General features: G+C 72.8%; 17 protein-coding genes. 10 read left to right on the forward strand and 7 right to left on the reverse strand.

All coding sequences use genetic code 11. The annotated features are described in order from the left end of the window. Positions 1-16 precede the first annotated feature (16 nt). Both ACF09E_RS13705 and ACF09E_RS13710 read left to right on the forward strand, forming a co-directional pair. A complete protein-coding gene (locus tag ACF09E_RS13705) occupies positions 17-1453 on the forward strand; it encodes a cellulose binding domain-containing protein (protein ID WP_392205354.1) in 1437 nt (478 codons plus the stop codon). A gap of 119 nt (positions 1454-1572) precedes the next feature. Continuing rightward, complete coding sequence (locus ACF09E_RS13710; protein ID WP_392205355.1) at positions 1573-3729, forward strand: FUSC family protein; 2157 nt, start codon at positions 1573-1575, stop codon at positions 3727-3729. 106 nt (positions 3730-3835) lie between these two features. Here the strand turns inward: ACF09E_RS13710 and ACF09E_RS13715 are convergent, their stop codons facing one another. Next, a complete protein-coding gene (locus tag ACF09E_RS13715) occupies positions 3836-4810 on the reverse strand; it encodes an oxidoreductase (protein ID WP_392205356.1) in 975 nt (324 codons plus the stop codon). Between the two features lie 55 nt (positions 4811-4865). On the opposite strand from ACF09E_RS13715, the gene ACF09E_RS13720 reads away from it, so the two are divergent. Genes ACF09E_RS13720 through ACF09E_RS13730 form a run of 3 tightly spaced genes read left to right on the forward strand, consistent with a single transcriptional unit; the run spans position 4866 to position 6170 of the window. Beyond that, positions 4866-5309, forward strand: coding sequence for a MerR family transcriptional regulator (locus ACF09E_RS13720; RefSeq protein ID WP_392205357.1), 444 nt, complete (start codon positions 4866-4868; stop codon positions 5307-5309). After that, positions 5297-5431 (forward strand): hypothetical protein, encoded by a 135-nt coding sequence (locus ACF09E_RS13725; protein WP_392205358.1) that lies wholly within the window; start codon positions 5297-5299, stop codon positions 5429-5431. The genes ACF09E_RS13720 and ACF09E_RS13725 overlap by 13 nt, the downstream gene beginning before the upstream one ends. Beyond that, entirely contained in the window at positions 5415-6170 is a 756-nt protein-coding gene (locus ACF09E_RS13730) for an NUDIX domain-containing protein (protein WP_392205359.1), read from the forward strand. Before ACF09E_RS13725 ends, ACF09E_RS13730 begins: the two co-directional genes overlap by 17 nt. A gap of 304 nt (positions 6171-6474) precedes the next feature. Here the strand turns inward: ACF09E_RS13730 and ACF09E_RS13735 are convergent, their stop codons facing one another. Continuing rightward, positions 6475-7485, reverse strand: a complete 1011-nt coding sequence (locus tag ACF09E_RS13735) for a LacI family DNA-binding transcriptional regulator (protein WP_361854025.1) — start codon at positions 7483-7485, stop codon at positions 6475-6477. A 301-nt stretch (positions 7486-7786) separates the two neighbouring features. Between ACF09E_RS13735 and ACF09E_RS13740 the strand changes: the two genes are divergently transcribed. The 4 genes from ACF09E_RS13740 to ACF09E_RS13755 all read left to right on the forward strand — a co-directional run bounded on the left by ACF09E_RS13740 (position 7787) and on the right by ACF09E_RS13755 (position 13808). Further along, positions 7787-9637 carry a lectin gene (locus tag ACF09E_RS13740; RefSeq protein ID WP_392205653.1) on the forward strand — a complete coding sequence of 617 codons (1851 nt, stop codon included), beginning with the start codon at positions 7787-7789 and terminating at the stop codon, positions 9635-9637. Positions 9638-9704: 67 nt separating this feature from the next. Beyond that, positions 9705-12791: a glycoside hydrolase family 3 N-terminal domain-containing protein gene (locus tag ACF09E_RS13745; RefSeq protein WP_392205360.1), complete on the forward strand. Its 3087-nt coding sequence runs from the start codon at positions 9705-9707 to the stop codon at positions 12789-12791. Positions 12792-12885: 94 nt separating this feature from the next. Then, a complete protein-coding gene (locus tag ACF09E_RS13750) occupies positions 12886-13257 on the forward strand; it encodes a PadR family transcriptional regulator (protein ID WP_392039434.1) in 372 nt (123 codons plus the stop codon). Continuing rightward, positions 13254-13808 carry an HAAS signaling domain-containing protein gene (locus ACF09E_RS13755; protein WP_392205361.1) on the forward strand — a complete coding sequence of 185 codons (555 nt, stop codon included), beginning with the start codon at positions 13254-13256 and terminating at the stop codon, positions 13806-13808. Before ACF09E_RS13750 ends, ACF09E_RS13755 begins: the two co-directional genes overlap by 4 nt. 111 nt (positions 13809-13919) lie before the next feature. On the opposite strand, the gene ACF09E_RS13760 is transcribed toward ACF09E_RS13755, so the two are convergent. The 5 genes from ACF09E_RS13760 to ACF09E_RS13780 form a co-directional block, all read right to left on the reverse strand. Next, a complete protein-coding gene (locus ACF09E_RS13760; RefSeq protein ID WP_392205362.1) occupies positions 13920-14795 on the reverse strand; it encodes an acetylxylan esterase in 876 nt (291 codons plus the stop codon). 211 nt (positions 14796-15006) lie between these two features. Then, the gene (gene gap / locus ACF09E_RS13765) at positions 15007-16002 is read right to left on the reverse strand and encodes a type I glyceraldehyde-3-phosphate dehydrogenase (RefSeq protein WP_392205363.1); all 996 of its coding nucleotides are present in this window, start codon (positions 16000-16002) and stop codon (positions 15007-15009) included. A 123-nt stretch (positions 16003-16125) separates the two neighbouring features. After that, entirely contained in the window at positions 16126-17085 is a 960-nt protein-coding gene (locus ACF09E_RS13770; RefSeq protein WP_392205364.1) for a GlxA family transcriptional regulator, read from the reverse strand. Between the two features lie 83 nt (positions 17086-17168). Then, positions 17169-18455, reverse strand: a complete 1287-nt coding sequence (locus tag ACF09E_RS13775) for a ricin-type beta-trefoil lectin domain protein (RefSeq protein WP_392205365.1) — start codon at positions 18453-18455, stop codon at positions 17169-17171. A 138-nt stretch (positions 18456-18593) separates the two neighbouring features. Beyond that, entirely contained in the window at positions 18594-19817 is a 1224-nt protein-coding gene (locus tag ACF09E_RS13780) for an alginate lyase family protein (RefSeq protein WP_392205366.1), read from the reverse strand. Between the two features lie 292 nt (positions 19818-20109). On the opposite strand from ACF09E_RS13780, the gene tpx reads away from it, so the two are divergent. After that, positions 20110-20610 (forward strand): thiol peroxidase, encoded by a 501-nt coding sequence (gene tpx, locus ACF09E_RS13785; RefSeq protein ID WP_392205367.1) that lies wholly within the window; start codon positions 20110-20112, stop codon positions 20608-20610. The last annotated feature ends 17 nt before the right edge of the window (positions 20611-20627 follow it).

Below are 20627 nucleotides of genomic sequence, written 5' to 3' on the forward strand. Positions count from 1 at the left end.
CAGGAGAGGAATCACCATGAACGACCCCACCCGGACCAGGAACCTGCGGATCCGAGCCGCGCTCGCCGTCGCCGCGGTGACCGGGCTCGGCGCCACCGCTCTCACCGCCCTCCCGGCCGCCGCCGCCGGTGAGGCCCTCACCGTCCAGTACCGGCAGAGTTCGACCGGCGGCGACCAGGTCGAGCCCTGGCTCAAGGTGGTCAACACGGGCGCGTCGAGCGTGCCGCTGAGCCAGGTCAAGGTCCGCTACTACTTCAAGGCCGACGCGGGAGCCTCGTACACCTACGCCTGCTCCTGGGCCGTGAAGGGCTGCGCGAACCTCACCGGCACCTTCGGCACCCTCGCCCATCCCACCGCGACCGCCGACCGCTACCTGGAGATCGGCTTCACCGCCGGCGCCGGCTCCCTGGCGCCCGGCGCGGACACCGGCGACATGCAGCTGCGCTTCCACCGGTCCAACTGGCAGTCGCTGAACCAGAGCGACGACTACTCGTTCGGTCCCGCCCAGACGGCGTACGCCAACTGGTCCAAGGTCACGGCGACCGTGGGCGGCGTGCAGGTCTGGGGCACCGCGCCGGCCGGCAACGAGCCCACCCCGACGCCCACCGACCCGACGACGCCCCCGACCACCCCGCCGCCCAACGGGGCCGCGCTCTTCGACGACTTCGACTACACCGGCCACACCGACCCGGCGATCGGCGCCCACGGCTGGAGCGTCCGCTCCAACTCCGGCGGCCCCGGCGTGCCGGGCGCCACCTGGGCCCCCGAGAACGTCACCTTCGCCAAGGAGGGCACGAACTCGATCATGAACCTGCGGAGCTCGACCGCCGGGACGGGCGAGTCCACCCGGCACACCGAGATCCTCACCCAGGCCTCGAAGTTCAAGAACGGCACCTACGCGGCGCGCGTGCGCTTCTCGGACGCCCCGGTGTCGGGACCGGACGGCGACCGCGTCGTCCAGACCTTCTTCACCATCAACGACCTCAAGGCCCCGATGGCCGACGACTACGCCGAGTACGACTTCGAGTACCTCCCCAACGGCGGCTGGGGCGAGCCCGCCAACATCCTCTACACCACGTCCTGGGAGACCTACCGCCCCGACCCCTGGGAGGCCGTCAACCAGCACTCCGAGTCCCGCACGAGCTACGCCGGCTGGCACGACCTCGTCCTGACCATCGACGACAGCACGATCGTCTACTACGTCGACGGCCAGGAGTTCGGCCGGCACGACGCCCGGTACCTCCCCGAGCGCCCGATGTCGATCAACTTCAACCAGTGGCTGATCGACCTGGCCGGCCAGACCTCGACGACACCGCGCGCCTACGACCAGAAGGTCGACTACGTCCTGCACGTCAAGGACCAGGTCCTGACCCCCGCCCAGGTGGCCGCGAAGGTCGGCGCCTACCGCACGGCGGGCACCACCTTCCAGGACACGGTGCCGGCCGCGCCGTAACCCGGCGGGACCGCTCCGGCCCCCGGTGCCCCCCCGCGGGCGGACCGGGGGCCGGCCCGGCGGCCCCGGGCGGCCGTCCGCCGCATGCCGGACGCGCCGTCCCGGTGGATCCTGGGGGTATGGGTGGAGATCCCGGGACACGGCGGTCGAAGGCCGGGCTCCCGCCGGCCTACGCGGCCGCCGTGCGGCGGTCGGTCCGCGTCACGGTCTCCGCCGCCGCCGGTTTCTACCTCTTCCTGTACGGATTCGACTCGCCCGTCGCCGCGACGTACGCGCTCTTCGCCGCGGTCGCGATGGCCGGCCTCTCCCGCATCCCCGGCAACGGGCGGCAGCGCGCCGCGACGCTGCTGCCGGTGGTCCCCGCGTGCTGGGTGCTCATCACGATCGGCACCTACCTTTCCGTGCGGACCTGGAGCGCGGTCCTCGGGATGCTCGTCGTCGGCTTCGTCCTGGCGTTCCTGGCGGTGGGAGGCCCCCGGCCGGCCGGGGCCGCGCCGGGGCTGCAGCTGATGTACATCCTGCCGTCCTTCCCGCCGTACGTCCCCGGGTCCCTGGGCGAACGGCTGGCGGGCGCGACCGTCGGCCTCCTCGTGCTGATCCTCGCCGAGGCCTTCCTGCTGCCCGACCGCGCACCGCGCGTCCCCTACCGCGAGCTGGCGGCCCGGGCCGCGGAGAGCGCGGGGCGCTGCGCCGGCGAACTGGTCTCCGCCCCGTACGCGCTCGGTGACGCGGCACGCCGGACCGCCCGTGAGGTAGGGGGCGGTCTGCGGTCCTCGCGGGTGCCCGAGGCCGAGCGGCCCGCGGGCCCCGGGGTCAGGGCGCGGGCCCTCACCCACACCGGTCTGGCCGCCCGGACCCTGCTGGGGCGGCTGGCCGCGCTGCCCCCGCGCGCCGGCGACCCGGCGGAGGGCGGGGCGGGGCCGGAGGTGCTGCGTGCGGTGCGGGACGCGTCCCTGGAGACCGCGGCACAGCTGCGCGGGCGCGACGGCACCCGCTCCCGCCCGGCGGAGCCCGCGCCGGCCCGCGGCCGGCTCCAGGAGGCCCGCCACTCCCTGGCCGCGGGCGCCGCGCCGGGTGCCACGCCCGCCGCGCTGCGCCGCCACGCCGCGGTCCTGGAGGTGGCGGACGCGGCGCTGGCGATGTCGACGGCGGCCGAGATCGCCGTCCTCGGCAGGGCGGCCCCGCCGGCGGCCCCCGGCCGGTTCTGGTACGCGCGGATGCGGGCGCCCCGGCTGTGGTGGCACCGGCTCTCCGGGCACGCCGGACAACGGTCGGTGTTCTTCCAGAACGCGGTGCGGATCGCGCTGGCGCTGGCGGCGGCGCGGACGATCGCCGGCCTCGACACGCTGCCGCACGGGTTCTGGATGCTCCTCGCCACCCTCACCCTGACCCGTACGACGGCACGGGAGACGCGGAGCACCGTGCGGGTGGCGCTCACCGGGACCCTGGTGGGGGCGCTCGTCGTGGCCGTGCTCCTCTCCGTCGTGGGTACGGACACCACCGTGTACGCGGTCGCGTTGCCTCCTCTGATGCTGGTCGCCTTCACGCTGGGGCCGGTGAAGGGCGTGGGCTGGGCGCAGGCGATGTTCACGATGGTCGTCGCCCTGGTCTTCGCCCAGCTGGCCCCCGCGACCTGGCAGCTCGCCGAGTTCCGGCTCCTGGACGTGGTCGCGGGCAGCGCGGTGGGCGCCGTGTTCGGGCTGCTCGCCTGGCCGCGGGGCGCCCACGACGAGCTCCGGCGGGCCGTGGCGACGATGCTCCGCAGCGCCGCGGAGACCGTCGTGTCCACGACGTCCCGACTCGCCGCGGGCGGGGCGCGCGAACCCGTGGCCCTCTCGCCGGGCCACCGGTCGCTGCAGCACGCCCTGATCATGGCGGAGTCGGCGTACGCCCAGTACCACAGCGAGCCCAAGGAGCTGAACGCGCCGGACGACCCGCAGGACTGGCAGGCCGCTCTCATGTCCGGCCACCACACCCTGTGGGGCGCGGACCGGCTGCTGGTGCCGTTCGAACCGACCGTCGTCCCGCCGCTGCCCCGGGACTCCGCCGCGTCGGCGACCCGGATCGGCGACCGGGTGGCGGCGGGCATGCTGCTGGTCTCCGCGCGTCTGGACCCCAGCGGCGACACACCCGGCAGGCCGGCCGCCGTCGACCCGCGCGCCTTCGTGGACTTCACCGTCGAACCGCCCGGCGCTCCCCGGCCGTACTACGCGACCGTGGAGTGGCTGGAAGCCCTGATGACGGATGTGGAGCGGATCACCGAGCGCCCGAGGTGAGCGGTCCCACGGCGGGCTCGGTCGATCGAGCTCCTGTGCCGGGGCCGTGTCCTCGGCACGGGCCGGCGGACCGGCGGGCCGGCGGGTCGGAAGGGGCGGGCCGGAGTCAGCGGGTGACCGGGCCGCAGCCGGTCGCCGCGAGGGAGAGCTCCCAGAGCCGTGCGGCGGCTTCGGGGTCGACGGCGTGGTCGTGGACACCGCCGTCGTCCATGGGCTGGCCGGGGGCGGCGCGCACCGCCACGTCGCAGTCCTCCAGGTAGAGGCCTCCGCGTCCGTCGAGAAGGGCGGAGGTCGCGGCCCAGAGACCGGTGGCGGCGCCCTGGGAGGCGGTCTTGAAGCCGGGCCCGATCACGCGGCCGTGCTCGTCCACCCATCCGCGGTCCCTCTGCTCCCGGAGGCTCATCTCGCGCTGGAGACCGGTGATGATCCTGCCGGGGTGCAGGGCGAACGCGCGGACGCCGTCGGCGCGTCCGAGCGCGTCGAGGTGCACGGCGAACAGCGAGTTGGCGGTCTTGGCCTGGCCGTAGGCCAGCCACTTGTCGTAGCCGGTGCGGAAGTGCGGGTCGTGCCAGCGGATGTCGGTGAGGGCGTGTCCGGCGGAGCTGTTGACCACGACGCGCGCCCCGTCCGCGGCGGCGAGCAGCGGGTAGAGCTCGCAGGCGAGGACGAAGTGGCCGAAGTGGTTGGCGGCGAGCTGGCCCTCCCAACCGGGCCCGACCCTCCGCTCGGGGGTGGCCATGACGCCAGCCACGGCCATCAGGAGGTCGATCCGGTCGACGCGCCCGGCGATCAGCGCGGCGGCGGCGCGCACGCCGGGGACGTCGGCGAGGTCGAGGGCGACGACCTCGCACCCCGGCACGTCCCGGAGGACCGCGCGGGCGGTGTCGGGGCGGCGCGCCGGGACGATGACGCGGGCTCCGGCGGCGGCCAGCCCCCGGGCGGTCTCCAGGCCGAGTCCGGAGTACCCCCCGGTCACGAGGGCCGTCCGGCCGGAGAGGTCCATGCCCGCGAGGACGTCCTCGGCCGTACTGGCGGCGGAGAAGGGGGAGTCGAGCGGGTGCTGCTGGTCGGTGGTGATCATGCGGCCGACGCTACGATCTAGAGCGGGGTCTAGATCAAGTCCTAGACTGCGGACCATGACGACCGCCGTGCCCGACGGGGCGCTTCTGAGCATCGGCCGGGTGGCCGAGCGGACCGGACTCAGCGTCCACGCCCTGCGTTTCTACGAGCGCGAGGGCCTGCTGACCGGTCCGGTGCACCGGACGGCGGGCGGCCGGCGCCAGTACACGGCCTTCGACGTGGACTGGCTGCTGATCTGCGTCAAGCTCCGCGAGTCCGGCATGCCCCTCTCCGACCTCAAGCGGTTCGCCGAGCTGGTGCGCTCCGGCCCCGGCAACGAGGCGGAGCGGCTGGACCTGCTCGACACCCATCGGCAGCGGGTCGACGCCCGGATCAGGGCGCTGGAGGAGTGCCGTTCCGTCATCACCTGGAAGGTCGGCGTGTACGCGGACCACCTCGCCCGCGGCGCGGCCGGCGGGCTCTGGGACCCGACGGCCCGAGGGGCGCGGTGGACTTCCTGAACACCGTCGTCGACGGGATCCGGACCGGTCGCCCCGTCCCCGGAGACGTACGCCCGGCCGCGGTCGCGCTGCGCGAGCGGCTCGACGAGACGGAGGAGGTGCCGCGTGACCGACGCGCGTGACACCCGACCGGCCGCGCCGCCGGTGGCGTTCCTCGACGTGCGGCGGATCGCCTTCGCCGAAGGGCCCCTGCCCGCCCTGACGCCGTGGGAGCTGAGCGAGGTGGACCGGCTCTGGGCCGGCACACGGGCCGGCAACCCGGCGGTCTTCGACGGCCCCCTGGCGGCGGTCACGGGGATCGACCTCTCCGCACCCGGGGTCCTGGTGGCGCACTGGGCGCGGCTCTCCTACCGATACCGGGCGCTGCGCGCCCTGCGGCCCGCCGGGGACGTGCCCGGCTCGATGTTCGCGACGGTGCTGCTGCCCACGGAGCGCGGGCTGGTGGTCGGCCGCGGGGCGGCGACCACCGCGGCACCGGGTCGCTGGACGCTGCCGGGCGGTGCGGTGGAGCCGCCCGCGGCGCCCCACCCGCTCGACGAGGCCGCGATCCGGCGGGAAGCCGCGCGTGAGCTCGCGGAGGAGATCGGGGTGCGGGTCGACGACGAGGGACTGCGGCTGTGCGCGGTCACCCGGGGGCGCCGGTTCGGGAGTCTCGGGTTCCACTTCCTCGCCCCGCCCACGGCCGCCGCTCCCTTGCTGCGCGGGCACGCCGAGCTGGTGGCCGCGGAGTCCGGGCACGGGGCCGGGCCCGAGCTGGACGCGCTCGCCTTCGTGTCCTCGGCGGCCGAGGCGGACCGTCTCGGCCCGTGTTCCGACTATCTGGCCCAGGTCCTCGACCGGTACGGCGGCGGCGCTGCCTGACCGCAGGTCAGGTGGCGGGCGTCGGCCACCGGTTGAGGGGGACGAAGGCCGTACGGAGTGCTCGAGCCGGTGCTCCGGGGCCGGAGCGCGGCCGGTTCGGGGCCTCTCCCCCGGATTCGAGCCGTCTTCGAAAGAAGAATTGCGCCATGTGAGCTGATTCTTGAGTGAAGTCATCGATGCCTTACGTCACCAGAAGTCGACGACCTCCCTGCCGAAACGTCTCCACCGGCCCACGAAGACGGCTCCGGTGCCGGGAAGGCGGTGGGCCTTCCCGGCACCGGAGCCGTGGCACGCGCTGGAGGGATCAGACGGTCGGCGGCGGCGCCGTCGAACCGCGCACGACCAGTTCGGGTTCGAAGAGCAGCTCGCCGGGGTCGGTCTGGGTGCCCTGGATCTGGGCGCAGAGCAGCTCGACGGCGGCGCGCCCCATGGCCTCGATGGGCTGGCGCACGGTCGAGAGCGGCGGCTCGGTGCAGTTCATGAAGGCGGAGTCGTCGAAGCCGATGACGGAGACCTCCGAGGGGACCGCGAGGCCCCGGCGCCGGGCGGCCCTGATGGCGCCGAGGGCGAGGGGGTCGCTGGCGCACACGATGCCGGTGACGCCCCGCTCCAGGAGGCGGGCCGCGGCGGCCTGCCCGCCTTCGAGCGAGAAGATCGACCGGACGACGTGCTCGTCCGGCAGGTCGCCGCCGGCGGCCTCGGCGACGGCGCGGGCCGCTTCGAGCTTGCGGCGCGAGGGAACGTGGTCGCTGGGGCCGAGGACCAGGCCGATCCGCTCGTGGCCGAGGGAGGCCAGGTGGCGCCAGGCCTGCTCGACGGCGACGGCGTCGTCGCAGGAGACGCAGGGGAAGTTGAGCCCTTTGATGGACGCGTTGATCAGGACCACCGGGATGTTGCGCTCGGCGAGTTGGTGGTAGTGGTCGTGCGGGGCGTCGGCCTGGGCGAACAGGCCGCCGGCGAAGACGACCCCCGACACCTGCTGCTGGAGCAGGAGGTCGACGTAATCGGCCTCGGAGACGCCGCCCTTGGTCTGGGTGCAGAGGACCGGGGTCAGCCCCTGCTGCGCGAGCGCGCCGCCGATCACCTCGGCGAACGCGGGGAAGATGGGGTTCTGCAGTTCCGGCAGGACGAGACCGACCAGGCGCGCGCGCTCGCCGCGCAGCTGCGTGGGCCGCTCGTAGCCGAGCACGTCGAGCGCGGTGAGGACGGACTGGCGTGTCGCCTCGGAGACACCGGGCTTTCCGTTGAGGACACGGCTGACCGTCGCCTCGCTGACTCCCACCTTCTTGGCCACCTGGGCAAGTCGTCGCGTCATGAACGCAAGAGTATCGCAGGCTTCGCAAGCGAATTGCGGCCCTGTCGAGCATCCGTGACGAGCGTGCGCGACCCCGGTGATCCGACAACGTGTGAAGGGTTGACGGGCACTGGAGCGCCTCATAGCTTCAGGACTTGATAAAAGGCTTTGCTGTTGTTGTCCGTTGGGCGCGAGACGGCGAAAGGTTTGTCAGGTGCATAACACATTCGGGCAGGTGCGCACGTGGTTCCGGCGGGCGGGGACGGGCTCACGGGCGAGAGCCGCCGGGCTCCGCACCCGCCGTCTCCGGCCCCTCACCGCGCTGACCGCCGGCGTGCTCGTCGCCGGCAGCCTGGTTCTCACCGGGCCCGGCACCGCGCAGGCCGCGGGCGAGCGGGTCGACGTCTGGCTCACCACGACGTCCGACTCCGGCGGCCGTACCGTCACGCGCGGCCTCGCCCCGCAGGCGCCCCTCGCCTTCGGTCCGGCCGGCGGCTCCGCTAACCACACGATCACCGTGAACGAGAACACCACGTACCAGCAGTTCGAGGGCGGTGGCGCCTCGATCACCGACACCACCGGCCATCTGCTGCGCGGCGGTGCCGTCAGCGCCGCCACCCGCGACGAGGTGATGCGCAGGCTGTTCTCGCCGACCGAGGGCATCGGGCTGTCCTTCGTCCGCAACCCCATCGGCGCCTCGGACCTCTCCCGGCCCGGGCACGTCTCCCTCGACGACACCTGCTGCGACCTGAACGACTTCGGCGCGAACGGCTACGACACCGACGTCCGGCTGCTGACCGTCCAGGCCAAGCAGCTCAACCCGGCCCTCCGCGTCAAGGGCGTGCCGTGGAGCGCGCCGGGCTGGATGAAGGACAACGGCCGGATGGACCAGATGGGCTGGCTGAAGGCGGAGTACTACCCGCTGTACGCCCAGTACCTGGTGAAGTACGTGCAGAGCTACCAGGCCGCCGGAGTCAAGGTCGACTACGTCTCCGTGCAGAACGAGCCGAACTGCTGCCAGGCCGGCAACCCGACCGCCATGAACTACCCGGGCATGAGCTGGAACCCCGCCGGGCTCGTCGAGTTCACCAAGAACCACGTCTACCCGGCCTTCCGGGCCGCGGGCCTCACCACCAAGGTCCTCGTCCACGACTGGAACTACGGCGACTACGCCTCCTTCGGCGCCGGGATCCTGAACGACGCCGGCGTGCGCAACGACCCGCTCTTCGGCGGCATCGCCTGGCACGGCTACTTCGGCGACCCGGCCGTGGGCACCCAGGTGCACAACCAGTACCCCTCGGTGAAGCAGTTCAGCACCGAGCACTCGGGCGGCACATGGATCGGGAACCAGCACAACGAGGACATGGCCGACATCGTCGACTACGCCCGCAACTGGAGTGGCAGCCTGGTCAAGTGGAGCCTCGGGCTCAACCAGAACATGGGCCCGCACAACGGCGGCTGCGGCACCTGCACCGGTCTCATCACCGTGCAGGAGGGCGGCGCCCGGGCCGGACAGGTCGACTACACCGTCGAGTACTACACGACGGGACACCTCACCAAGTTCGTGAAGCCCGGCGCGTACCGGATCGACTCCACCGCGAACAGCACGGTCCGGAACGTGGCCTGGCGCAACTCCGACGGCTCGAAGGCGCTGATCGCCCACAACGGCGGCACGTCCGCCCAGTCCGTACGGGTCGACTGGGGCAACCAGTCCTTCACCTACACGCTGCCCGCCCGCACCACCGCGACCTTCACCTGGTCCGGCACCAGCGGCGGCGGGACCTCCGCCGGGGCACTGACGGGTCTGGCCGGCAAGTGCCTCGACGTGGCCGGCGGTGCCACCGCCGACGGCACCCCCGTCCAGCTGTACGGCTGCAACGGCACGACCGCCCAGCGCTGGACCCTCTCCGCCGACGGCGGCATCCGGGCGCTCGGCAAGTGCCTGGACGTCTCCGGCGGTTCGACGGCCGACGGAGCGCAGGTCCAGCTGTACACCTGCAACGGCACCGCGGCCCAGCGCTGGTCGTACAACGCCACCACGCACGACGTCGTCAACACCGGCGCGAACAAGTGCCTGGACATCACCGGAAACTCCTCCGCCGACGGGACCCGGGCGCAGATCTGGACCTGCACCGGCGGGGCCAACCAGAAGTGGACCCATCACGCGGCCTGACCCCCGCGCGTCCCCCGAGAGCCCTGTCCCCCTCACGAGGCCCGCAGGGGCCTTCCAAGGAGCCCGCATGCCACCCGCACGTCCCCGCAGAACGGTCGGCGCCGCCGTCGTCGCCGCGACAGCCGTCCTCACCGGTCTGCTCACCGGCGGTCTGTCCAGCGCCGCCGCGCAGGAACCCGCTCCCCGGGCCGTCGACCGGTTCGAGGGGGAGATCCCCTTCGCCTCACCGCCCGCCGAGGGCCTGTTCACCTGGGGGAACGCCGCCGAGTCCCATCCCAGCCTGGAACTGAGGGAGCGCGCCGACGCGCCCGAGGGCGGCAAGGTCCTCGAAGGCCGCTACGACATCAGCGGCTGGGGCGGCTTCACCCATGACTTCGCCTTCGACCGGCCGGCGCACGACTGGACGGCGTACAAGGGGATCCGGTTCTGGTGGTACGGCCAGAACACGGCTCCGCTCCCGCCCGGCTCGGGCAGACGGATCGCCCTGGAGCTCAAGGACGGCGGCGCGAACGGCGAGGCGTCCGAGCTGTGGACGGTCTCCTTCACCGACGACTGGGAGGGCTGGCACCTCGTCGAGGTTCCGTTCTCGGAGTTCCAGTACCGCACCGACTACCAGCCCGTCGGCGGCATCGACCAGGTCCTCGGGCTCGACCGGATGTGGGGCTACGCGATCACCCTCCCGACCGGCGGACCGGGGTCGTTCGCCCTCGACGGCGTCGAGCTGTACGGCACGGCGGAGCCCGCGCTCACGACCAAGGTGGTCACGAAGTCCGTCGTGCACCCCGTCGACGAGGGCGGCGGCGCCCGGGTCGACGTCTCGGTGGCCACCACCGGCTCGGGCCCGATCGGCGAACCCGTCACCGTGGCGTACACGACGGAGGGCGGCGCCGAAGCCGGGCGCGCGGAGCCCGGGAAGGACTACCGTCCGGTCACCGGCAGCCTCGTGTTCCCGGCCGGGACCCCCTCCGGCACGACCCGCTCGATCACCGTGCAGACCCTCAGGGACGGCTCCGCCGAGTCCGCGGAGACGATCCCGCTGCGGCTCACCGTCGACGGCGCCAAGGCTCCCGCCGAGAACCCGCTGGTCGTGGTGAACGCCCACGGCCTGCCCTACCTCGACAGCGGACTGCCGGTGCGCAAGCGGGTCTCCGACCTGCTGTCCCGGATGTCCCTGGCCGAGAAGGTCGGCCAGATGACGCAGGCGGAGCGGAACGCGCTGCGGGCCCAGGGGGACATCGCCGGGTACGCCCTCGGGTCCCTGCTCTCCGGCGGCGGCTCCGTCCCCACCCCGAACACCCCCGCCGCCTGGGCTGCCATGGTCGACGCGTACCAGCTCCGCGCGCAGGCGACGCGCTTCCAGATCCCGCTGATCTACGGCGTGGACGCGGTGCACGGGCACAACAACGTCATCGGCGCGACGATCATGCCGCACAACATCGGCATCGGCGCCGGCCGCGACCCGGAACTCGCCGCGCGGACCGGCGCCGTCACCGCGAAGGAGGTCCGGGCGACGGGCGTGCCCTGGGACTTCGCCCCGTGCCTCTGCGTGACCCGCGACGAGCGGTGGGGCCGCTCCTACGAGGCCTTCGGCGAGGACCCGGCGCTCGTCACCGCGATGGAGACCGTCATCAACGGGATGCAGGGCGCCCGGAACGGCAAGGACCTCGACCGCAACGACAAGGTCCTGACCAGCGCCAAGCACTTCGTCGGCGACGGCGGCACCGCCTTCGGCTCCTCGACCACCGGTTCCTACACGATCGACCAGGGCGTCACCGAGGTCACGCGGGCGGAGCTGGAGGCGGTGCACCTCGCGCCGTTCGCCGAGGCGGTGAAGCGCGGCACGGGCACGGTCATGCCCTCGTACTCCTCTCTCGACGTCCTCGGGGACGAGCAGGGCCCGGTGAAGATGCACGCCAACGCCGAGATGATCAACGGCGTCCTGAAGGACCGGATGGGCTTCGAGGGCTTCGTCGTCAGCGACTGGCAGGCCATCGACCAGATCCCGGGCGACTACCCCAGCGACGTGCGCACCTCGGTCAACGCCGGCCTCGACATGATCATGGTGCCGACGAACTACCAGGAGTTCACCCGGACGCTGACCTCCGAGGTGGAGTCCGGCCGGATCACCACCGCGCGGATCGACGACGCGGTGGCCCGCATCCTGACCCAGAAGTTCCGCCTCGGACTCTTCGAGAAGCCGTACGCGGACACCTCGAACCTGCCGTCCATCGGATCGGCCGAGCACCGCGCGGTGGCGCGGGAGGCGGTGGCGAAGTCGCAGGTGCTGCTCAAGAACGAAGGGCCGGTCCTGCCGCTGAAGCCGTCCCAGAAGGTGTACGTGGCCGGGTCGAACGCCGACGACCTCGGCAACCAGGCGGGCGGCTGGACCATCAGCTGGCAGGGTGCCTCCGGCCGCACCACGAACGGCACGACGATCCTCGAAGCGATGCGGAAGGCGGCGCCGGAGGCCGGGATCGGCTGGTCGAAGGACGCGTCCGCGCCGACCGACGGGTACGACGTCGGCGTGGTGGTGGTCGGCGAGACGCCGTACGCCGAGGGGATCGGCGACGTGGGCAACGGCCACGACCTCGAACTCACGGCCGCCGACAAGGCCGCGGTCGACAAGGTCTGCGCGGCCATGCCGTGCGCGGTCCTGGTGGTGTCGGGCCGGCCGCAGCTCGTCGGCGACCGGCTGCCCGCCGTCGACGCCCTGGTCGCCTCCTGGCTCCCGGGCACGGAGGGCGACGGTGTCGCCGACGTCCTCTACGGCAAGCGGCCGTTCACCGGCCGGCTTCCGGTCAGCTGGCCCAAGTCGGAGGCCCAGCTGCCGCTCAACGTGGGCGACAGCAGCTACGACCCCCAGTACCCGTACGGCTGGGGATTGACCACCCTCACCCCGGCACCCTCCGGTGGCGAGCCCGCGCTGCGGGCGCTGCGGGTCGCGGCCACGGCCCTTCAGGCGGTCGGCCGCGGCGACTCCGCCGAGGGGCGGAGACTCGTGGGAGTGGCACGGCAGATCGTCCAGAAGAAGATCGGACAGCGGATCACCGAGGCCACGGCCAAGCCGTTCGCCGACGCGGACCACCTGCTGCTCACGGGTGATCTCGCGGGCGCCGTCGGCAAACTGACGGAGGCGTACCGCGCGGCGGGCTGACGGAGGACGCGGACACACGGCCCGGCCCCCGGGGAGGACGCCTCCCCGGGGGCCGGGCTTGTCGTGGTCACACTCCCGGGCTATCTTGCATTGCATGGTTCCTGGTAACGCAATGAACGAGACGGGCGACAGGGTCCCCAGCCAGCTCCGCAAGGGAGTGCTGGAGTACTGCGTCCTCGCGCTGCTCAGGGACGAGCCGAAGTACGGCGTCGAGCTCGTCGCCGAGCTCTCCGCGGTCAGCGTCATGACCACCAGCCAGGGCACGATCTACCCCCTGCTGTCACGCCTGCGCCGCGAGGGCCTCGTCGCCACCGAGCTGCGCGACTCCCCCAGCGGACCGCCGCGCCGCTACTACACGCTCACGGGTGTCGGCCGGGCCTCCCTGGCCGAGTTCGCCCAGGCGTGGCCGCTGTTCAGAGACGCCGTCGACCACTTCCTCACCGACCCACAGGGGGATTCCGCATGAACGCCACTGACCGGCACCCGCTCGTCGCCGCCTACCTCGACGCCGTCGCGCGCGAGACGGCCGAACTGCCCGCCGAGCGCCGGGCCGAGCTCCTCGCGGACCTCCGTGAGCACATCGAGGTCAGCGGCGCGGAGGGCGAGGAGCAGCTCCGCGCCGTCCTGGCCGGGCTCGGCGAGCCGCGGACCGTGGCCGCCTCCGCGCTCGCCGAGGAGGCCCCGGCCGGAGGGGCGCCCGTCGCCGGAGCCGGGCGGGGCAGGCTGACCGCGATTCTGCTCGGAGCCTCCGGAGTGCTCCTGCTGCTCAACCCGTGGGTCGGCGCGCTCGCCCTGATCGCCGCGTTGGCGCTGCTCTGGAGCGCGCCGCTGTGGACCGGCAGGCAGAAGGCCCTGGGGACCGCCGCGGGCCTGGCGGTGCCCGTCGTCGCCCTGCTGGGCGCGCTGCTCGGGGCCGCGTCCCGGATCGGGATCGTGGAACTCCTGCTGATGCTCGTGTTCTCGCTGGGCGTGCCGATGCTCGGTGCCGTCCTGCTGCTGCGGGCGGCGCGCCGCTGACGGCGGGGCACGGCGCGGTGCGGTGCGGCACGGGCGGCACGGGCGGCACGGCGCGGGTTCCCGGACGGCGCCCCTCCGGGGACGCCGCGGAGCCGCGCCGTGCACCCCCGCTCAGGCCGCCGGTCCCGGGATCCGGAGTGCCTCGGCGTTGCGGTCCCAGCCGGACCAGGTGTCGTCGTCGGCGCAGTGGCCGCAGTCGGGGCCGAAGAACATCCCGCGGGCGTTCTCGTCGCCGAGCAGCCAGTAGCGGAGCCAGGCGGTGGTGGGGGCGCGGAAGTCCCCGCCGTCGCCGACGGAGGAGAGGTGTCCGGCGCCGCGGACCTCGCCGTACACGGCGGGGGCGTGGGCGGTGTCCCGGTACAAGGCCTTCACCAGGGCCGGCCACACCGTCAGGTCGCGCTGACCGGCCAGGTAGAAGACGGGTTCGTCCATGAGGTCCGGGTCGGTCAGCGGGCCCGGCTGGATCGGTACCGCCGTGTCGACCCGGGGGTCGACGGCCGCGTTGACGGCGGCCGCGCCGCCCTGCGAGTGACCGGCGGAGGCGATGTGGTCGAGGTCCACCCTGCCGTGGTACTTGTCGGCGGGATCCGCGTTGCGGCGCTCCAGGACGTCGATGCCCGCGCGCATGCTGATCGCGAAGTTCGAGGTGGGGGTGTTGGCGGCGGCGACGATGAAGCCCTGGCTCGCCCAGTGGCGCAGCAGTCCGCTGTAGACGCCGGGCACGGCGCCGGTCCCGTTGCCCCAGACGACCACGGGGTGCCGCTCGCCGGACCGCCCCATGGTCCGGGGGTGGTAGAAGGTGTGCACCGCCTCGACGTCCACGTCCACCTCGTACGGCCCCGGGCTGCCCCAGTCGGTGCCGACGGACGGGATCGTGCCCGTGGTCCCCTCGTCGGCGGTCGCGGCCTCGGTGCCCGGCGCGGTGCACACGGCCATGACGGCGGCGAGCAGCAGACCGCCGAACAGCCGGCTCGTTCTCCCTGGCATGCGAACTCCTTCACGGGTCGGGCACGTTGCGCGTCCTCGCAAGCGTGACCAGGCCATGATCGAGCGCGCCGGGGCGGGTGTCTGTCCGCAGGAGCCCAGTCCTCGCGCCGCCGTCCTGGGCATCTGCCCAGAACGCACGGCGCCCCCGCCGAATCCGTGGTTCGGCGGGGGCGGCGGCGTGCGGGGTGGCGCGTGCCGGTGGTGTCCGGGGTCAGCCGGCCAGCAGCTGGAGCGTGTCGATGACGCGGTTCGAGAAGCCCCACTCGTTGTCGTACCAGGCGACGACCTTGATGTGGCGGCCCTCGACGCGGGTGAGCTCCGAGTCGAAGATCGACGAGGCGGGGTTGCCGGTGATGTCGGAGGAGACCAGCGCGTCCTCCGAGTACTCCAGGACGCCGGCGAGCGGACCGGCCGCGGCGGCGCGGTAGGCCTCCAGGACGTCCTCACGGGTCACGTCGCGGGCGACGGTCGTGTTGAGCTCGACGATGGAGCCGACCGGGACCGGCACGCGGATGGAGTCGCCGGACAGCTTGCCGTCGAGGTTCGGCAGCACGTGGCCGATCGCCTTGGCGGCACCCGTGGAGGTCGGGACGATGTTGACGCCGGCGGCGCGGGCACGACGCGGGTCGCGGTGCGGGCCGTCCTGCAGGTTCTGCTCCTGCGTGTAGGCGTGGACCGTCGTCATGAAGCCGTGCTCGATGCCGGCCAGGTCGTCGAGGACCTTGGCGAGGGGCGCGAGGGCGTTCGTGGTGCAGGAGGCGTTCGAGACGATCGTGTGCAGCTCCGCGTCGTACGCGTCGGTGTTGACGCCGTACGCGAGGGTGACGTCGGCGCCGTCGGCGGGGGCGCTGACGAGGACGCGCTTGGCACCGGCGTCGATGTGGGCGCGGGCGGCCTTGGCGCTGGTGAAGCGGCCGGTGGCCTCCAGGACGATCTCGACGCCGAGCTCGGCCCACGGAAGCTGGGCCGGCTCGCGCTCGGCGAGGACCTTGATGCGGCGGCCGTCGACGACGAGGGTGTCGCCGTCGACGCTCACGGGACGGCCGAGGCGACCGGAGGTCGAGTCGAAGGCGAGCAGTCGCGCGAGGGCCTTCGGCTCCGTCAGGTCGTTGACGGCCACGACCTCGAGGTCGGTGTCGCGCTCGAGGAGTGCGCGGAGCACGTTGCGTCCGATGCGGCCGAACCCGTTGATGGCGATGCGAGTCATGAATGGTGTCCCTTCAACTTCTGCGTCGCCACCAGGTTCGCTCGCCGGGAACGGTCCTGACAGAGGCGAGATCGCCACGGTCCGAAAGGATCGCGCCAAGGCCTCCACTTCCTGCGGCGGGAGCTACTCGCCCTTGGTGAAGGTGCGGCGGTAGTCGCTCGGCGTGGTGCCGAGGATGCGCTGGAAGTGCAGCCGGAGGTTGGCGCCGGTGCCGAGGCCGACGTCGGCGGCGATCTGCTCGACGCTCCGCTCGGAACGCTCCAGGAGTTCTCGCGCGAGGTCGACGCGGGCCCGCATGACCCACTGCATGGGGGTGTATCCGGTGTCCTCGACGAAGCGGCGGGAGAAGGTGCGCGCCGAGACGGCCGCGTGGTGGGCGAGGACGTCCAGGGTGAGGGGTTCGCCGAGCCGGTGCAGGGCCCACTCCCGGGTGGCGGCGAACCGTTCGCCGAGCGGCTCGGGCAGGCTGCGCGGCACGTACTGCGCCTGGCCGCCGCTGCGGTAGGGGGCGGCGACCAGACGCCGGGCGGCGTGGTTCGCGGCGGCGACGCCGAGGTCGCCGCGCAGGATGTGGAGGCACAGGTCGATGCCGGAGGCGGCGCCGGCGGAGGTGAGGACGCTGCCCTCGTCGACGAAGAGGACGTTCTCGTCGACGTGGACGAGGGGGCGCTTCGCGGCGAGCGCCTGGGTGTAGTGCCAGTGCGTGGTGGCGCGCTTGCCGTCGAGCAGTCCGGTCGCGGCGAGCGCGAAGGCGCCCGTGGAGATGGCGGCGAGGCGCGCGCCGCGGTCGTGGGCGGCGATCAGCGCGTCGACCACGCCCCGCGGCGGGTCCTCGCGGTCGGGGAGGCGGTAGCCGGGGACGAAGACGATGTCGGCCCAGGCGAGGGCGTCGAGGCCGTGGGCGACGGCGTAGGAGAGGCCGTCGCCCCCGGCGACGAGACCGGGTTCCGCACCGCACACCCTCACCTCGTACGGCATGCTGGCGCGGGTCGTGAAGACCTGTGCGGGGATGCCGACGTCGAGCGGCTTCGCCCCTTCGAGTACGAGGACGGCGACGCGGTGGAGGCGGGGAGTGGGCGGCACGGGTACCAGCCTAGGCGGGCCGCCCGCGTCACCCGCGGACGGCTCCGCAGGTCAGCGTGGGCCCGACGGAGTCCGGGCGGGACTCAGCGCGTCACCGTCCACTTCTGGTTCGCGCCTCCGCCGCACGACCAGATCTGCAGCCGGGTGCCGTTGGCGGAGCTGTTGCCGGTGGCGTCCAGGCACTTTCCGGAGCCGAGGTTGACGATGTCCCGGGCGGCGTTGGCGGTCCACTGCTGGGCTCCGGTGCCGTTGCAGTCCCAGAGCTGGACGGGGGTGCCGTCCGCCGTGCCCGCGGAGGTGACGTCGAGGCACTTGCCCAGGGCCCGGACCGTGCCGTCGGTGCCGACGGTCCATTTCTGCGCGGCGGTGCCGTTGCAGTCGTAGAGCTGGACGGGCGTGCCGTTCGTGCTGTCGGCCGCGGCCACGTCGACGCACTTGCCGCCGATGCCGGTGATCGGTCCGCCGGTCGCGGGGGTGTCGGCGGTGGTGACGCGGACGTGGTCGACGACGAGTTGCTGTGGGAAGGCGGTCGAGCCGTCCGGGTCGCCGGGCCAGTACCCGCCGACGGCGAGGTTGAGGATGAGGAAGAAGGGCTTGTCGAAGACCCAGGCGCGACCGCCGAGGTCGGCGGGCGTACGGGTCTGGTAGACGGTTCCGTCCACCGACCAGGTGATCCTGCCGGGCGACCAGTCCACGGCGAAGGTGTGGAAGGCGTCGGCGAAGGCCTGCCCGCCGGGCAGGGTGTAGCCGGCGCCGATGCCGCCGGAGCCGGAGTAGCCGGGGCCGTGGAGGGTGCCGTGCACGGTGGAGGGCTCGAATCCGACGTTCTCCATGATGTCGATCTCGCCGGACGCGGGCCAGCCGACCTGGCCGAGGTCGTTGCCGAGCATCCAGAAGGCGGGCCACATGCCCTGGCCGCGCGGCACCTTCATCCGGGCCTCGACGTGGCCGTACTGCGCGGTGAACTTCCCGGCGGTGTTGAGCCGTGCCGAGGTGTACTCGCACCGCCCGTACCAGCACTGGTAGTTGCCGGGGTTCTCCTTGCGGGCGGTGATGACGAGGTGGCCCTGGCCGTCGAGGGCGGCGTTGCGGTTGCCGGCCGTGTAGTACTGCCGCTCGTGGTTGCTGACGTTGTCGCCGGTCTCGATCTGCCACCGCGAGCCGTCCACGGGCAGGCCCGCGGCGCCGTCGAAGGTGTCGGAGAAGGTGACGGCGGCCGCCTCGGCCGCCGGCCGGAGGGCGGTGGCCGTTTCGGCGGGGCCGGTGTTCCGGGTGGGGCCGGTGGGGCCGAGCGCCGCGGTGGCCAGGGCCAGGGCGAGTGCCGTCACGGCGGTGAACAGCGGCCGCCGTGCTGTGCGGGCGGAGGACATGGCTCTCACTTCCGTCGGGTGTGGGGGGGACGCGAATCTTTGCCATGTTCATGACATAGCAGGGGTTCTGTCGCCTCCATGATTTAAGAAGTGAAGTAAGGGGGCGTCAAGAGGTGCGGACTCCCCCGCACGTCCGGGTCAGTTGGGGTTCCCCGCGTGGGTGAGGGTCTCCCAGGCGACGAAGAGGTTGTCGGTCCCCGCCGGGCGCCGGGACTCGGTGAGGTTCCGGGTGTTGGTCATCGCGTACCCCATCCGGTGGTTCAGCGCGTTGAAGCCGACCTCGGTGACCGGCCCGAGGTGGTCCTTGAGGGTCCCGCCGCAGAGCACGCCGGGAACCGCCGCCCCGAGTTCGTACTTCGCGTGCAGGCCGAGCGCGTGCCGCAGTCGGTCGGCCACCTCCGGGTAGAGGCCCTGGCCCTGGATCCGGCTGGTCTCGGCGATGTGGGAGAGGGCGGACAGCCCGTACCCGGTGTGGGTCAGGTCGCGGCAGGTCTCCTGGGTGAGGCCGTCCACGAAGGTGGTCTGGCCCTGCCAGTACCGGACGATCTCGTCGCGCGTGTCGAGGCCACTGCCCGGCGCCGTCTTCGGCAGGGCCCCGTCGCTCGCGAGGTAGATGTACGCGGGGACGCGACCGCGGAATGTGGCCACGGCCCTGTCGTACGCGGCACGGTCCTCCAGGAAGACCGCGATCCCGATGGCCGCCTCGGTCATGCTGAGCTCCCAGTTGCCGTTGGAGTGGGAACCGCCCGCCACCTCGGGCAGGTAGACCTCGCGGAGCATCGTCTTGAACCGGTCCACGCGCGCCTGCGGCCATCCGGTGTAGGTGTGGCGGATGATCTCGGCGGCCCGCGGCCACGAGGACCCGGCCCAGCCCGTCTGCAGCGGCGCGTTGGAGTTGGCGTGATCGGCGATCACACCGGACCAGGCGTCCATGATCTCGATGGCCTTCCGGGCGTACCGGGCGTCGCGTGTGACGTACCAGGCGAGGGACAGCGTGTAGGCCGCGATGGCGTCCTCGCGCTCGTCTGTGCAGCCGTTGTTCGGGTTGGAGTACGAGCCGCACTCCACGACCGCGCGGGGCTTGGGAACCCGGGAGAGCGAGGCGTACTTGCTCGTCATCATCCGGTCGTAGGCGTTCTTCCAGGGCTGCGCGCCGGCGTCGACCCGCTCCCGGGCGAAGTCGAGCTGGCCGCGGGAGACCAGGACGCCCGGGTGGACGAACGTGGCGGGAGCGGCTTCCGCACGCCCGCCGCCGGGGACCGCGACGAGGGCGGCGAGGAGGGCGGCGGCCAGCAGGGGGACCCCGAGCACCACCCTCCTCCCGGTCCGCTTGACCGGGGAGGTGTCACGTCGTATGACCATGGAGTTGCTCCTTCTTCACATACATGAACGATCAGAAGCTTTCGAGGGTGGAACCTAAAGGTCTGAACCAAAGGCGTCAAGGCCCAGGAATCCGGGGATCCCTGCGCGGTAGGCGGAGCCGTCGAGTCGACCGAGGCGGGAGGACGCCTGCCGACCTTCCCGGCCGTTCACATCGATGAACGTCTCCGGGTCGGCGACGGCGGACCCGATCCGGCCTCCGTGTCCGGCGGGCCGGTCACCACGCCGTACGATTCCCCTCGTTGTCACTTACATCGTCCTAAGGAGATCTCCCATGGCCCAGGTCACGCTGAAGGGCAGCCCGGTACAGGTCAACGGCACCCTGCCGACCCCGGGAAGCCAGGCTCCTGACTTCACGCTCGTCGCCGAGGGCCTGGCGGACAAGTCGCTGAAGGACTACGCCGGTCAGCGCAAGGTCCTCAACATCTTCCCGAGCGTCGACACGCCCACCTGCGCCTCCTCCGTCCGCGCCTTCAACGAGAAGGTCGGCTCGCTGGAGAACACGGTGGTGCTCTGCATCTCCGCCGACCTCCCCTTCGCGCAGGCCCGCTTCTGCGGCGCCGAGGGCCTCGAGAACGTCAAGAACCTCTCGACGCTCCGCGGCCGCGAGTTCCACACCAACTACGGCGTGGAGATCGCGGACGGCCCGCTGGCCGGCCTGACCGCCCGCGCGGTCGTCGTGCTCGACGAGAACGACACCGTCCTGCACGCCCAGCTCGTCGGCGAGATCGCCGAGGAGCCCAGCTACGACGACGCGCTCGCCGCGCTCAAGTAGAGGCACCGGCGCCGCCC

Origin of the sequence: Streptomyces sp. NPDC014891 (assembly GCF_043081085.1) — a bacterium.
Taxonomy (GTDB): Bacteria; Actinomycetota; Actinomycetes; order Streptomycetales; family Streptomycetaceae; genus Streptomyces.

Bases quoted from the DNA above. Each gene is read 5' to 3' on its own strand.
- ACF09E_RS13750 (WP_392039434.1), top strand. From the start codon at position 12,886: ATGGTTCCTGGTAACGCAATGAACGAGACGGGCGACAGGGTCCCCAGC.
- ACF09E_RS13735 (WP_361854025.1), bottom strand. From the start codon at position 7,485: ATGACGCGACGACTTGCCCAGGTGGCCAAGAAGGTGGGAGTCAGCGAG.
- ACF09E_RS13755 (WP_392205361.1), top strand. From the start codon at position 13,254: ATGAACGCCACTGACCGGCACCCGCTCGTCGCCGCCTACCTCGACGCC.
- gap (WP_392205363.1), bottom strand. From the start codon at position 16,002: ATGACTCGCATCGCCATCAACGGGTTCGGCCGCATCGGACGCAACGTG.
- ACF09E_RS13775 (WP_392205365.1), bottom strand. From the start codon at position 18,455: ATGTCCTCCGCCCGCACAGCACGGCGGCCGCTGTTCACCGCCGTGACG.
- ACF09E_RS13720 (WP_392205357.1), top strand. From the start codon at position 4,866: ATGACGACCGCCGTGCCCGACGGGGCGCTTCTGAGCATCGGCCGGGTG.
- ACF09E_RS13780 (WP_392205366.1), bottom strand. From the start codon at position 19,817: ATGGTCATACGACGTGACACCTCCCCGGTCAAGCGGACCGGGAGGAGG.
- ACF09E_RS13710 (WP_392205355.1), top strand. From the start codon at position 1,573: ATGGGTGGAGATCCCGGGACACGGCGGTCGAAGGCCGGGCTCCCGCCG.
- ACF09E_RS13715 (WP_392205356.1), bottom strand. From the start codon at position 4,810: ATGATCACCACCGACCAGCAGCACCCGCTCGACTCCCCCTTCTCCGCC.
- ACF09E_RS13705 (WP_392205354.1), top strand. From the start codon at position 17: ATGAACGACCCCACCCGGACCAGGAACCTGCGGATCCGAGCCGCGCTC.
- ACF09E_RS13745 (WP_392205360.1), top strand. From the start codon at position 9,705: ATGCCACCCGCACGTCCCCGCAGAACGGTCGGCGCCGCCGTCGTCGCC.
- tpx (WP_392205367.1), top strand. From the start codon at position 20,110: ATGGCCCAGGTCACGCTGAAGGGCAGCCCGGTACAGGTCAACGGCACC.
- ACF09E_RS13760 (WP_392205362.1), bottom strand. From the start codon at position 14,795: ATGCCAGGGAGAACGAGCCGGCTGTTCGGCGGTCTGCTGCTCGCCGCC.